General features: G+C 59.2%; 10 protein-coding genes. 3 read left to right on the top strand and 7 right to left on the bottom strand.

Annotated features, from left to right (window positions below; all coding sequences use genetic code 11):
• Positions 1-17: 17 nt before the first annotated feature.
• Genes nirD through ACFOSS_RS10720 form a run of 5 tightly spaced genes read right to left on the bottom strand, consistent with a single transcriptional unit; the run spans position 18 to position 6,178 of the window.
• Complete coding sequence (gene nirD, locus ACFOSS_RS10740) at positions 18-353, bottom strand: nitrite reductase small subunit NirD (protein WP_377152351.1); 336 nt, start codon at positions 351-353, stop codon at positions 18-20.
• Complete coding sequence (gene nirB, locus ACFOSS_RS10735) at positions 350-2,866, bottom strand: nitrite reductase large subunit NirB (protein ID WP_377152350.1); 2,517 nt, start codon at positions 2,864-2,866, stop codon at positions 350-352. Before nirB ends, nirD begins: the two co-directional genes overlap by 4 nt.
• Positions 2,867-2,921: 55 nt before the next feature.
• Positions 2,922-3,752: an ABC transporter ATP-binding protein gene (locus tag ACFOSS_RS10730; RefSeq protein ID WP_377152349.1), complete on the bottom strand. Its 831-nt coding sequence runs from the start codon at positions 3,750-3,752 to the stop codon at positions 2,922-2,924.
• 27 nt (positions 3,753-3,779) lie between these two features.
• The gene (locus ACFOSS_RS10725; RefSeq protein ID WP_377152348.1) at positions 3,780-4,763 is read right to left on the bottom strand and encodes an ABC transporter permease; all 984 of its coding nucleotides are present in this window, start codon (positions 4,761-4,763) and stop codon (positions 3,780-3,782) included.
• 50 nt (positions 4,764-4,813) lie between these two features.
• On the bottom strand, positions 4,814-6,178 hold the full coding sequence (locus ACFOSS_RS10720) for a CmpA/NrtA family ABC transporter substrate-binding protein (protein ID WP_377152347.1): 1,365 nt from the start codon (positions 6,176-6,178) through the stop codon (positions 4,814-4,816).
• Between the two features lie 581 nt (positions 6,179-6,759).
• Between ACFOSS_RS10720 and ACFOSS_RS10715 the strand changes: the two genes are divergently transcribed.
• The 3 genes from ACFOSS_RS10715 to ACFOSS_RS10705 all read left to right on the top strand — a co-directional run bounded on the left by ACFOSS_RS10715 (position 6,760) and on the right by ACFOSS_RS10705 (position 10,896).
• Positions 6,760-9,438, top strand: a complete 2,679-nt coding sequence (locus tag ACFOSS_RS10715) for a nitrate reductase (RefSeq protein WP_377152346.1) — start codon at positions 6,760-6,762, stop codon at positions 9,436-9,438.
• Positions 9,439-9,461: 23 nt separating this feature from the next.
• Positions 9,462-10,247 carry a uroporphyrinogen-III C-methyltransferase gene (gene cobA / locus ACFOSS_RS10710; protein WP_377152345.1) on the top strand — a complete coding sequence of 262 codons (786 nt, stop codon included), beginning with the start codon at positions 9,462-9,464 and terminating at the stop codon, positions 10,245-10,247.
• 91 nt (positions 10,248-10,338) lie between these two features.
• Positions 10,339-10,896, top strand: coding sequence for an ANTAR domain-containing response regulator (locus ACFOSS_RS10705; RefSeq protein ID WP_377152344.1), 558 nt, complete (start codon positions 10,339-10,341; stop codon positions 10,894-10,896).
• 139 nt (positions 10,897-11,035) lie between these two features.
• On the opposite strand, the gene ACFOSS_RS10700 is transcribed toward ACFOSS_RS10705, so the two are convergent.
• Both ACFOSS_RS10700 and ACFOSS_RS10695 read right to left on the bottom strand, forming a co-directional pair.
• On the bottom strand, positions 11,036-12,355 hold the full coding sequence (locus tag ACFOSS_RS10700; RefSeq protein WP_377152343.1) for an ABC transporter substrate-binding protein: 1,320 nt from the start codon (positions 12,353-12,355) through the stop codon (positions 11,036-11,038).
• Positions 12,356-12,364: 9 nt separating this feature from the next.
• Positions 12,365-14,338 (bottom strand): methyl-accepting chemotaxis protein, encoded by a 1,974-nt coding sequence (locus ACFOSS_RS10695; protein WP_377152342.1) that lies wholly within the window; start codon positions 14,336-14,338, stop codon positions 12,365-12,367.
• Positions 14,339-14,412: the final 74 nt, after the last annotated feature.

Genomic DNA, 14,412 nt, shown 5'->3' with positions numbered 1-14,412 from the left:
TCTGCTCCTCATGGCGCTTAGCCGCCCCGTGACTGGATATAGACCTCACCGCCATCAAGACGGACTGGCCAGACCCGTAGCGCCACGGCGCTCTCCTCCAGACACCGACCATCGGCCAGCTGGTAGTGATGCTTGTACAGCGGCGATGCCACACAGGGGATGCCGCCCTGATCGCCGACAATGCCGCGGGAGATGACGAAGGCCTCACCCAGCGGATCCCAGTTGTCGAGGGCATAGACAGCCGGACTCAGCTGCGGCAGATAAAACAGCGCCACCTGCTCATCCCCAACCCGCGCTGCTGCGCCGACATCGGGCGTTAAATCCGTCAACGCACACACTTTGACCCAGTTCATACCAGCTCCTTGATGTAGATGATTTCCTGCTCCTGAGCGGGGAACGCCTGGCCACGCTCCACCTTGCGCGGCGGCATATAGGCCTCGTCGCTGTTGAGGAATGGCTTGAAGCGCTTGAGTTTTTCCGGATCAGCAAGCGTGCCCTGCCATTCACACTGGAAGGTCGCCAGCTGGTAAGCCATCTGCGCCTCAAGCTCGGCACCGATCCCCAGCTTGTCATCGAGGATCACCGCCTTGAGATAATCGAGACCACCTTCCATGTTTTCCATCCACACCGAGGTGCGTTGTAGCCGATCGCCGGTACGGATGTAGAACATCAGTATGCGATCGATATAGCGCAGCAGCTCTTCGTCACAGAGATCGGTGGCAAACAGATCGGCATGGCGTGGACGCATGCCGCCGTTACCGCAGACATACAGATTCCACCCCTTGTCGGTGGCGATGACGCCGATGTCCTTGCTCTGCGCCTCGGCACACTCGCGAGTGCAACCGGAGACGGCAAACTTCAGCTTGTGCGGTGCCCGCAGCCCCTTGTAGCGGTTCTCGATCAGGATCGCCATGGCGATGGAGTCCTTGACGCCATAACGGCACCAGGTCGAACCAACACAGGATTTGACGGTGCGCACTGACTTGCCGTACGCCTGGCCGGTCTCGAAACCGGCATCAATCAACTCCTGCCAGATGGCCGGCAGTTGGTCGACGCGGGCGCCGAACAGATCGATGCGCTGGCCACCGGTGATCTTGGTGTAGAGGTTGTATTTCTTGCCGATGGCGCCGATGGCGATGAGGCCATCCGGGGTGATTTCGCCGCCCGGGATGCGCGGGACCACGGAATAAGTGCCATCTTTTTGCAAGTTGCCGAGGAAGGCATCGTTGGTGTCCTGCAGCGGCCGATGCGGCTTGTCGAGCACATGTTCGTTCCACAGCGAGGCGAGGATAGAGCCGACCAGCGGCTTGCAGATGTCACAGCCTAGGCCCTTGCCATGCTTCGCCATCACGGCACTGAAACTCTTCAGCTCACCCACACGGATCAGGTGAAACAGCTCCTGTCGGGTAAAGGCAACGTGCTCGCAGACATGGTTGTTGGCCTCCATGCCGAGCTCGAGCAAGGTCTGATCGACCACCTGCTTGACCAGGTTGGCACAGCCACCGCAACCGGTCCCGGCCTTGGTGCAGCTCTTGACCTCCGCGAGCGTGTGGTTGCCGGCCTTGACCGCCGCGACGATGTCGCCCTTGGTGACGTTGTGGCAGGAGCAGATGGTGGCGCTGTCCGGCAGCGTCAGTTGCGGTGTTGCGCTGCTCTGTTCGCCCATGATCAGCGCCAGCGGCTGTTCGCCAAGCTCGACGCCGTTGAGGTAGTACTGCAGCAGGGTGTCATATTCGCTGTTATCCCCCACCAGGATGGCGCCCAGCAGCCGCTTGCCGCTCGCATCGACCACCAGCTTCTTGTAGACCCCGACCTTGCGATCTAGCGTCAACACCTCCTGAGCCCCGGCCGTCGCGCCGTGGGAATCGCCGATGGCGCCGACATCGACGCCCATCAACTTGAGTTTGGTGCTCATATCGGCCCCGAGAAACGCACCGCCATTACCGAGCAGTTCAGCGACGACGGCGCGGGCCATCTGGTAGCCGGGAGCAACCAGACCGAAAACCTTGCCTGACCAGAGCGCGCACTCGCCGATGGCCCAGACCGCAGCATCGCTGGTGCGGCAGTGGTCGTCGACGACGATGCCGCCGCGTTCGCCGACCAGCAGACCGGCGGTCCGCGCCAGGCGGTCCTCAGGGCGGATACCGGCCGAAAACAGGATGACGTCGGTTTCGAGGAACTCGCCGCCCTTGAACACCATGCGATGGCGGGCACTCTCGCCATCGACAATGCACTCGGTTGCTGTATTGACATGCACCTGCACGCCCAGGCTTTCAATCTTGTTTTTCAGCAGGTCGCCACCCACCGGATCCAGCTGTACCGGCATCAGACGCGGCGCAAACTCGACAACGTGGGTTTCCAGCCCCAGCAGGCGCAGCGCATTCGCCGCCTCCAGGCCCAACAGACCGCCCCCCACCACCACGCCGGTACGCCCACCGGCACAGGCATCACGGATGGCATCCAGATCCGACAGGGTGCGATAGACATAGCAGCCTGCCCGCTCGTGACCCGGTATCGGCGGCACAAACGGGTATGAGCCGGTCGCCAGCACCAGACGGTCGTAAGAATAGGTTTCACCGTGACAGGTCTGTAGCCGGCGTTCTGCCAGATCCAGCACCTCGACGGCACTGGAGAGCAGCAGGCGAATGCCTTGCGCGGCATACCACTGCGGATCGGCCAGTTGCAGATCCCGTGGCGCCTTGCCGCCGAACACCTCGGACAGGTGCACCCGATCGTAGGCACTGTCCGGCTCGGCCCCAAATACAGTGACTTCAAACTGATCCAGGCCACCGGCCAGCACCAGCTGTTCGATGAAATGGTGACCGACCATACCATTGCCAATCACCAGTAATTGTTGCTTGCTCATGTTTGCACTCCCTTGGCTGGAATCGCTCCCGCCTCGACTCTCAATGGCGGCTGATTCAGGCCACGGCGGCCCGTGACTCAGCCTTGGGCTTTTTTAGTGGTGTCACCTTGCTGTGCTTCTCATAGAGGAAACTCAGCACACACTGCCGCAGCTTGTGGTATTCGGGATCATCGGCCAGCGCTACCCGGTTGCGCGGTCGCGGCAGCGTGATGTCGAGAATTTCACCGACCGAGGCGGCCGGTCCATTGGTCATCATGACGATGCGATCCGACAACAACACGGCCTCATCAACATCATGGGTGATCATGATGACGGTGTTGTTCAGCTCGGCCTGGATCTCCATCAGGGCATCCTGCAGATGGGCACGGGTCAACGCATCCAGCGCACCGAATGGCTCATCCATCAACAGCACCTTGGGTGACATCGACAAGGCTCGGGCAATGCCGACACGCTGCTTCATACCACCGGAGATTTCGTGTGGTTTCTTATCCAGCGCATGGTCCATCTGCACCAGCGAGAGGTAATAACGCACTTTCTCGGCGATCTGTGCCTTGCTCGCCCCTTTCATCACCTGGCGCACTGCCAGCTCGACATTCTCGTAAACCGACAGCCAGGGCAGTAGCGCATGGTTTTGAAACACCACGGCGCGCTCAGGCCCCGGGCCTGCCACTTCACGCCCGTCGAGGATAATGCCACCCGACGTCGCCTCGTTGAGACCGGCCACCAGATTGAGCACTGTGCTCTTGCCGCAGCCGGAGTGGCCAATCAGCGAGATGAACTCCCCCTTGGCGATCTTCAGGTTGACGTTGACCAGCGCCTCAAACCAGCCTGTCGGGGTAGCAAAGCGCATACCGACATCACTCAAATCCAGATAGTGTTTGGACATTCTCGTTTCTCCTTGTCAGCCGCGGATTCAACGCAGATCGCTGCGCTTGTCCCAGGACAGTCCCTTCTGCAACGCCAGCATGCCGCGGTCGAGCAGGAAGCCAATCAAACCTATGGTGATCACCGCCACCATGATGCGAGCCAGCGAATCGGCGCTGCCGTTTTGAAACTCATCCCAGACGAATTTGCCCAGCCCCGGGTTCTGCGCCAGCATCTCGGCGGCAATCAGTACCATCCAGGCCACCCCCAGTGACAAGCGCAGGCCGGTGAAGATCATCGGCACGGCCGACGGCAACACGATTTTGCGCACATGGGTCAGCGGCCCCAGTTTCAGTACCCGGCTGACGTTTTGCAGATCCGGATCGATCGTTGCCACGCCGACCGTGGTGTTGATCAGCGTCGGCCACAGGCTGCACAAGCTGACAGTGAACGCCGAGATGACAAAGCTCTTGGCGAAAAAGGGATCCGAGCTGACATACAGCGCACTGACCACCATGGTCACCAGCGGCAACCAGGCCAGGGGGGAGATGGGTTTGAGGATCTGGACCAGCGGGTTAATGGCAGCATACAGGCTGCGATTCAGTCCGAGTACAATGCCAACCGGGATGGCAATCAGTACCGCTACGCCAAAACCGGTCGCCACCGTGATAAGGCTGGTCAGTACTTGGTCGAAAAAGGTGGGCCGTCCGGTATAAGGGCGGATTTTCACCTCGGCATGGGGATCGACCTTGAGTTTTTGCGCATTGCGCGCCTCCTGGCGAGCATAAAAGGCGGTGCGTTTATCACGCTCGCTGACAAATTCCTGATACAGGGCGTGAACCTGCACCGCAGTCGCCGCCGGGCCCGGCAGCGCTCCCAGACTGGTCTGTACCTGGCTGGCCGTGATGTGCCACAGACCGAGGAACAGCAGAATGCCCAGCAGGGGTAACAGTCCGGCACGCCAGGCACCAGCGGCCGGCAGTGTCAGGCCAAAGCGCCCTTTGGGTCGCATCCATTGCATGATGGCTTGCATCGTCTTCTCTCCTTGCAGCGGGGGAGTCGCCTCCCCCGGGTCAGATAACATCAGAGCTTGTCGTCGCCCTTGAGGCCGATGGCAAATTGCTTGAGATAGTCATTCGGCTTGTGGCCGTCGTAGCTCACACCATCGATAAAGTGACTGTCAGCCGGCTTGTAGCCGCTTTCGCTTGCAAAGTCCGGGAAGTCGCTGGCTTTCATCTTGCCTTCGGCAATCAGCTCCTTGGCGGCAATGGCGTAGACGTCCGGGCGGTAGACCTTCTTGGCCATCTCGGCATACCAGCTATCCGGTTTGGCCTCGGCGATCTGGCCCCAGCGGCGCATCTGGGTCATGTACCAGATGGCGTCGGAGTAGTACGGATAGGTCGCGTGGTGGCGGAAGAAGACGTTGAAGTCCGGAGCCGGGCGTTTGTCGCCTTTCTCGTACTCGAAGGTGCCGGTCATCGAGTTGGCGATCACCTTGGCGTCGGCACCGACATAATTTGGTTTGGCGAGGATCTGGACTGCCTGCATGCGATTGGCATTGTTGTTCTGATCCAGCCAGTAGGCGGCACGGATCAGCGCCTTGATCAGGTGAATGTGGGTGTTGGGGTACTTGTCGGCAAACGCCTGGGTAACACCGAATACCTTCTCCGGGTTGTTCTTCCAGATTTGCTCGTCGGTGACCACCGGTACGCCGATGCCCTTGGCAACCGCGGCCTGGTTCCACGGTTCACCGACGCTGTAGCCACTGATGGTACCGGCCTCCAGCGTCGCCGGCATCTGCGGCGGCGGCGTTACGGACAGCAGCACGTCAGCCTGTTGCTGACCGGAGTTATCCCCCTTGGCTGGCGCGTAGTAACCCGGATGGATACCCCCCGCCGCCAGCCAATAGCGCAATTCATAGTTGTGGGTCGACACCGGGAACACCATGCCGAAATTGAAGCTCTTGCCTTGTTCCTTGTAGCCCTTGATAACTGATTGGAGAGCATCAGCCTTGATTGGATGCAACGGCTTGCCATCACTCCCTTTGGCCAGCGAGGGAAGCATCGCCCGCCACACGTCATTTGAGACAGTAATTGCATTTCCATTCAGATCCATGCTGAACGCCGTCACAACCTCGGCCTTGGTACCCACACCCAGCGTGGCGCCAATGGGTTGCCCGGCGAGCATATGGGCACCGTCGAGTTGCCCGTCGATCACCCGATCCAGCAACACCTTCCAGTTCGCCTGGGCTTCGAGGGTGACATAGAGACCTTCATCCTCGAAATACCCCTTCTCGTACGCCACGGCTAACGGTGCCATATCGGTCAGCTTGATGAAGCCGAGCTTGAGCTCTTCTTTCTCCGGTGCCCCCACTTCCGCCCGGGCCTGGGTATTGAAAAACAGGGTAGCCAGCAGGGTGGCCAGTGCAGTCTTGTGGTAATGAGGCATTTTTTCTCTCCCTGAAAAAACAAAAGCGCCCTGCCGATCTGTCGATCAGCAAGGCGCCTTTGCCAAAATTCGCTACTGTCGCTGTGTAGTTACAGCCGTTACTCACGCACTCTGGTCAGCCTCGCCGTTGAGGGTGACCTGCGTCACACAGGACTATTCAGTTTCTGTGCCAACTCTGAAACAGCACTGTTTGGTGGTGTAAAGATGGATTTTTCAGGTGTGTTTGCAATCTGAGCAGTGACTTTCACCCTGCCTGGCGCCCCAACTCAGTGCGGGTGCACCACGCCGAGTGCAATGCACACCCGGCATTGTCCTGCGCTCGGCCCGGCGCGGGATTTACGGCGCTCCTAGTCGTTGCTGTCGTTGTAAATCAGCTAATTAAGCCAGGTTGCCGGTAACGCGGCCACCTCAGCCCTGCGCGTGAAAAGCAGAATTAGCGTCAGCGAACAGATCGGCACGGCTTTTGCCTAGTGACGTTTGATAACTTTCAGATACCACTTTGGATAACGACGTCCACCTCCCCGGCCTGTGCCGAGCGGAGTGGGCGTCTTTTTGTCTGTGCACTTGTGCGGAGCGCAATAATGAGCGAACAGGGCCTTATTCCCATCACTGAGCCACAGGCACAATCCGGTGCCATCAAGACGACCTGCGCCTACTGCGGTGTGGGTTGTGGTATTCAGACCAATGGCCAGCAGCTCACCGGCGACAGTGACCACCCGGCCAATCACGGCGCCCTGTGTATCAAGGGTGCCAGCCTGCTGGAAACCATGGCCTACCCGCAGCGGCTGCTTTATCCGCGCGTCGCCGGCAAACACGCCAGCTGGGACCAGGCCCTCGACCACATAGCCGAGCGTTTTACGCAGATCATCGACGAATCCGGTCCCGAGGCGATTGGCTTTTATGTCTCCGGTCAGCTGATGACCGAGGATTACTATGTCGCCAATAAACTGATGAAAGGTTACTTGGGCGCGGCCAACATCGACACCAACTCACGGTTATGCATGTCCTCGGCGGTCATGGCCCATCAACGCGCATTTGGCGAAGATGTGGTGCCCGCCTGTTATGCCGATCTGGAGCTGTGCAATCTGCTGGTGATCGTCGGCGCCAACACCGCCTGGACGCACCCCATCGTTTTCCGCCGGATCCAGCAGGCACGCAGTCGCAACCCGCAGTTGAAGCTGGTGGTGATCGATCCGCGCAAGACCATGACCGCCGAACAGGCCGACCTGCACCTGCCGCTACGTCCGGGCAGTGATGTGGCACTGTTTAATGGTCTGTGCCGCTATCTGCAGCAGAATAATGGCCTCGATGAGCGCTATATCGCCGACCATGTCAGCGGCTATGCCGAACTGAGCCAGCTGCTGGATAGTGCCGAATATGAACCGGCGGCGGTAGCGGCAACCTGTGGCGTCAATGAACGCGATCTGCGTGCCTTCTACCACTGGTTCTGTCGCGAGCCCAAGAGCGTGACACTGTTCTGCCAGGGGGTGAACCAATCCAATCAGGGCACGGACAAAGGCAACAGCATCATCAACGCCCACTTGCTGACGGGACGCGTCGGCAAGCCAGGCGCTTCGCCGTTTTCCATCACCGGTCAGCCCAATGCCATGGGCGGCCGTGAAGTCGGCGGGCTGGCGACCCAGCTCGCCGCCCACATGGGCTTCAGCGAACAACATTGCGATCGGGTACAACGCTTCTGGCGCTCGCCGACCATAGCGCGCAAGCCTGGCCTCAAGGCGGTGGATCTATTCACGGCAGTGCATGAAAAAAAGATCCGTGCGCTCTGGGTCATCGCCACCAATCCGGCGATTTCGCTGCCCGACTCGGCCCGGGTGCGCGAGGCCCTCGCCAACTGTGAACTGCTGATTGTCTCGGAAATGACACCGAATACCGATACCGCCAAGTTTGCCGACATCTTGCTGCCAGCAGCGGGCTGGGGTGAGCGCGGTGGCACCGTCACCAACTCCGAACGCTGCATCAGTCGGCAGCGAGCGTTCACCGCCCCTCCCGGCGAAGCGCGGCCCGACTGGTGGGCGCTGGCCGAAGTGGGCAAGCGCATGGGTTTTGCCGAAGCCTTCGCCTATCAAGGCCTTAACGACATCTTGCGCGAATTTGCCGCCCTGACCGCCTTCGAGAATCAGGGCGAACGCCAGCTGCACCTTGGCGAGTTAGCCAAGCTCAGTGACGCTGAACTCGATGCCTGGCAGCCGGCACGCTGGCCTCTCAATCCCGCGGTTAGCATCGTCGAACGTGATCGCCGCTTTGGTGATGGCCACTTCTCGACGCCCGATGGCAAGGCGCGACTGATGGCCGTCCAGCCACAGCTGCCACAACTGGATCTGCCCGCACCCGACGCCAGTCCCGGACGCAACTGGTTGCTGAATACCGGACGCTTGCGCGATCAGTGGCATACCATGACCCGTACCGGCCATCTGACACGGCTGATGGAAACGGAACCTTACCCACGCATCAGCGTCAACCACACGACGCTGCTGGCCAGTGGTCTGGAACAGGGACAACTGGTATGGATCGGATCGCGCCGGGATCAAGTGTTGGCACGCCTGGAGCGCGATGACGGCCTGGCCGACGACGAAGCCTTCATGCCGATGCACTGGAGCGATCTGTTCACCGCCCGTGGTGGGGTAAATCGCCTGGTCGCACCGGTGGTCGACCCGATCTCCGGTCAGCCACAGTTCAAGCAGAGCCGGGTGCAGGTACAGCCCTTTGCCACCCGCTGGCTGGCGCTGTGGGTTGGACAGCATGAACCGGAGCTTGACGCCCTGGGCCGCGATCCGGACTGGTGGAGTCGCCGTCCGGTGGACGGCGGTGAATGCCGCCTGCTGGCCGATGCCAGCAGCGACCAGAGTCAGTTATGGCAAGCTATCGCCAGTCGCGGCCAGTGGTTGAAACTGCCAATGCCCGGCGGCTGGGTAGCCGTCAAACTCAGCAACCAGCGCATCGCCGGGCTGCTGTTGTGTGGCGACAACCCGTGGCAGCTCAACGTCGGGCTGCTAGCCGGCCTGCTGGCGACCCCCCTGAACCTGTCCCTGCTGGCCAGCACGCTCGAACAAGCCCTCGCCGGCGACAGCCGCATGGTCTGCTCCTGCATGCGGGTGAGCGAACGGCAAATTGTCTCGGCGATTGTGGAACAGGGAATTCAAGAACGCAGTGGATTGCAATCCCTGTTAAAATGCGGCACTAACTGTGGCACCTGTATCGGCGAGATCGACAAACTGGTCGCCAAATACCGGCCACAGTGATGACACGGACAAGGAGCGTCTGTATGGCAACTTCTCATGGCAACGTCACCCTGGTCGGAGCCGGCCCGGGTGATGTCGATCTGCTGACCGTCAAGGCATTACGCCTGATCCAGCAGGCCGGTGTGGTGGTGTATGACCGGCTGGTTGGCGCCGAGATCCTGGCGTTGATTCCGGCGCAGGCCGAGCGTCATGACGTAGGCAAACGCTGTGGTGAACCCTCGTTCAGCCAGCAACAGATCAATGAACTGCTGCTGACCCTGGCGCGACAAGGCAAGAGGGTGATCCGCCTCAAAGGCGGCGACCCTTATGTATTTGGCCGCGGCGGCGAAGAAGCGCTGTTCCTGCGCCAGCATGACATCCCCTTCAGTGTCGTGCCTGGCATCACGGCGGCGCTAGGTTGCGCCGCCAGCTGTGATATCCCCCTCACCCATCGCGGCATAGCGCGTTCGGTGACGCTGATCACCGGCCATCTGCAAGCCGGTGCCGACAAGCAAAGCCGGCCATTTCTCGGCTGGAGCCAGTTGCTCGGTGAAGGACACACCCTGGTGTTCTATATGGGGTTGGAGCAAGCGGCAACCATTCGCCATGGTCTGCTCGGTTATGGCCATCTGGCCAGTATGCCGGTGGCCTTGATCGTCGCCGGCACCACGCCACGACAACAAGTCTTTACCACCACGCTCGGTGAACTTGAACAGCAAGCCGAGCGGCTCAAGGGGGCGACACCCGTGCTGATCATGATCGGCGAGGTGGTCCGCCTGCGCGAGCAACTGAACCAGGCGGCCGCTCAGCTCTGGTCGCAGGTGGCGTAATGAGAGCCGAGCTCAACCGTTTATTCGGCCCGGCAACCATCATCAGACACCCGGCGTGTGTTGCTCCCACGCCTGGCAGGCAGGGTACAGCATGAGCTTTTCCCGCATCCTGATCCACAGTGACGACGTGGCACACGCCAACCGGCTGGCGCTGTTGCTGAGCCGCTATGGTCATGATCCTGTGACCATTCGGCGTCCGGATCCACTGCAGCTACCTACCGATTTGAACGGCGCCATGGTGGATTGCCGCCTGTTGACGGCTGAATGGCGGGTTGTGAGCATCGGCTTGGCACAACGCGGCTTGCCGGTCGTACTGTTCAATGATGCCCTTCCCGAGCATTTGCATGATCAGCTGATGGAAGCGGGTGTCTTGCTGGTGCCCCACCGGCTGCTGGATAAAGAACCCGTCGAAGCCTGGCTCAAGCAGGCTCGCGCCCAACAAGCCATGCTGCGACGGCAGCAGGATGCCATGGCAGACATGGCGGAAAAACTCGAGGCCAGAAAACTGATTGAACGCGCCAAGGGGATCCTGATGCAAAAACATCAGCTCAGCGAAGATGCTGCCTTCACCGCGTTGCGCAAGAGTGCCATGGAACACGGTCTGACGATGGGCGAACTGTCACGCCGGCTGTTACAACTGCCGGGCTAGCATGCGATGATGCGGTCCATGCCGTACAGCCACGCAATCTGACCTCATGTCTATGCATGCGCAGGCACCCGACCGCTTGTCGCGACAGGTCAGCCCGCGGCCAACCCCGTCCTGTCATACCTGCCCCTCATCCGGCCCCTCATGGGGCCGGAACGGCGGTGGACGCCGCACTGGCGGGCACCATGGGCACAGTACAGGCCGGCATCGCTTTCGCCTTCGCCTCGGCCTGCGACTGGGGCGGATACCAGGACGCCAGCGTCTGCTGGATTTGCGCCGCCGCCTGCTGCGGCGACTGCTGCCCCAGCACCACCGCCTGCGCTAACTGGTTGAGCTGGGCATTGAATGCCGGCTTGCCGCGCGATAAGAACTGCGCCCCCAACCGGATTGTCGAGTCGCACTCATCGCGCCAGCTCATCATTTGCTGCGCCACCGGATGGTGCAATTCAAAGAAGTGATTCGACAGCGAGAAGAAACCGGGTACGGCATTGGAGAAGCTTTCGGCAAATTCCGCCGATGACATCCACTCCAGCAGGTGCCATGCAGCGGCACGGTTCGGGCTGGCACTGTTGATGCCGATGCCCATGTCGGTATGGTCGACGAAATAGCAGGCATCCCCGCGCTTGCCAACCGGCGGATGGAAAGCGGCAAAATTCACCTTGCCGGTAAATTGCGGGATTGACCAGGAGCCGGCAACGATGATCGCCGCCTTGCCGCTGGCAAAATCCACCACCGTCTGCGCCTCGGTCCGGCTCTCCGCGGCCGCACCGATATAGGGTCGCCACTGTCTGAGCTCATCGAATGCCGCGACAAACGGTGCACTGGTAAAGGTACTGTCGCCATGGATCAGTGCCAGCCTGCCATCCTCGCCTTTCCAGTACGCGGGCCCAATGTTCAAAAAGCCCAGTTCAGAGACGACCCAGTTATCATGGGCGGCCAGCGCGAGCGGTAGATAGCGACCATCGTGGCGGATACGTTCCAGCACGGCAAAAAACTCCTCGCGCGTGGTCGGCGGAGTTAATTGCAGCTGTTTAAAGATATCCACGTTATAGAAAAAGCCCTGGATGACAGAGGCAATCGGCAGACAGAAGGTGGCCGCACCGGTATCGGTCTGCCAGGCCGATTTGGCAAAGCTGGGGAAATTCTCCATTCCGGGGAAATCGGTTAAATCCACCAGATGTCCGGCTTTGAATAACGCCAAGGATTGATCATAGGGGCGACAAATAATCAGATCGCCTGCGGTATTATTTTCCAGCCGTTGCTGCAGTGTGGCGTCATATTCTGACGTTTTAACCGGATTCAATTTCACGTCCAAATCCGGAGCGATTTTATGCAATATCGGCAGTAACGTTTGTTGCCATAATGCCTGGTCATCTACGCGCCAGGTTTCCATCGTTAATGTCGTACTCATCGCAGTTAATGGCAGACTTAATAATGCGAAACAGCATAACGTCTTAAACATTATTTCACCTCACACCCTAAACTTGGCAATCAGTTGTCGTTGGTCTGATGCTAATTGCTTCAATACTAATGATGAATGCAATGATGAACCGGCCACCATTTCACTCTCGTGAGCCAATTCGGCAATCGATGCAATAAATTGTGCAATTCCCTGGCTAACAGATATTTGCTCTTCCGATGCAAAAGAGACCTGATCAATAATTTCCTTCACCGCATACACGCTGGCAGTAATATTATCAAATGCCCGCTCCGCCTCGAGGATATGATCCACGCTGGACTGGGTATTCTCCTGGCTGCGCGACATAACGCCGAGCACATCGGCGCTGCAGTGTTGTAAATCGCCGATCAGGGACTGGATCTCCTGCGTCGCATTCTGGGTGTGGGTGGCCAGCGCCCGCACCTCGTCGGAGACCACGGCAAAGCCCCGGCCGGCGTCACCGGCGCGCGCCGCCTCGATGGCCGCGTTCAGTGCCAGCAAATTGGTCTGTTCGGCAATACCACGGATCACCGCCAGGATGTTGCCGATGTTGTTGCTGACCACATCCAGCCGGCGTGAAATCCTCACCGCATCATCAATCTCGCTGACTAACTGCTGCAGGCTGCGACGACTGTCACTGATCACTGTGATGCCGCGGGTGGAGGCCTCATGCGCGCTGTCGATTTGCTCCTTGGCGATCAGGCTGGAGCGCGCGACCTCGGCCGAACTCGATTCCAGCTGACAGACGGCAGCCGCCACCTGCTCGGTCTGCCGTTTCTGCTGTTGCACCTTGCTCATCACCTCATGGCTATTTGCCGACGAGCGGTCAGATTCAGCCACCAGGCACTCGGAGCCAGACTGCACATCCAGCAGCACACTGCGGGTGTTGCCCGCCAGCTCATCGATACTTTGCGCCAGCTCGCCGAACTCGTTGCCGGCAACATAGTTGACCCGGGCGCGCATGTCGCCTTTTGCCATGTCGGCAAGCACAATGCGGATCCGGCGCAGCGGGCGGCCGATGGCACGCATCGTGTTCACCGTGATCAGGATTGCCAGCCCGATCGAGATCACTGACAGCAACAAGATCACCATGAAAGCGCTGTTGATGGCCGCGTCGGCGCGCTGACTATCGGTCTGCATGCTGTGCTGGCTCTGCTTGCTGAGCGCGGCCAGTATGTTGTCTATCTGGATCAGCCCCCGGGCCTGAGTCTGCTGCGCCTGGACCAGCTCCTGGCTGATGCTCAGATTGTTTTGCATCAGTTCAAGCAAGCCACCGGCCTTGAGCACCAGATCCTCGACTTGCTGGATGCTGTGCGTGATGCGGACTTTCACATCTTCGGGTATCGCCATCTTGCGCAGGCGTGACCTCGCCATGGCGATATCCGTGGTCATGCGCGCACGACTCTTTTCAATCTCGGCGTGTTCGCTGATACGCTGAATATCCCGCAGATCCCGCGCCAGGCTGCTGGTCACGGATTCAGCACGATTTTGTAATGAACGGTTATTGGCAGTGAATTTAATCAATAAGTCGACAGAGCGGGAATAACTGTCCACCAATAACAAGAAGGCACGATTCTTTTCCTGGTGTGCCTGCTCGTTGCGTATTAATTCCCGATGACGGGACATCATGATTTCAGTGTGTTTAAAAAATGTTGTTGCCTGCTGTTGTAGTTCATCTAACAGCGCATTATCACTGTCAGCGAGTTTTTTATTCCGTAACTGTTCCAGTACCGCAAAAAAGGCGGATTTATTTTGATCATAATATTCAGCATGTCGTTGCAACAGGGCTGACTGGCGTGAAATTAAAAAGCCAAGACTGTCGCGGTTACTGGCAATCAGCAATTCACGCAGCGAGCTGGTTGCCAATGAAAATGGCGTTGCACGGTCGATGACAGTTTTAAATCGACTGTGAATATCCTCGGTACGGGAGTAACACATTCCCGCTAATACCAGCAGTAATGTGAGCAACACCATAAACCCGATTTTAATTCTGGTTACGATCAGCATGGCGATCACCGCCTATTTATGAAATGGTTCTGAAGTATGAAATAACGCCCGGAACCTTGGTCCCGGGCGCATGG

Source organism: Pseudaeromonas sharmana, from assembly GCF_042649925.1.
GTDB lineage: Bacteria > Pseudomonadota > Gammaproteobacteria > Enterobacterales > Aeromonadaceae > Pseudaeromonas > Pseudaeromonas sharmana.
The sequence above is the reverse complement of the archived record's forward strand: the minus strand, read 5'-3'. Positions and strand labels throughout refer to the sequence as shown.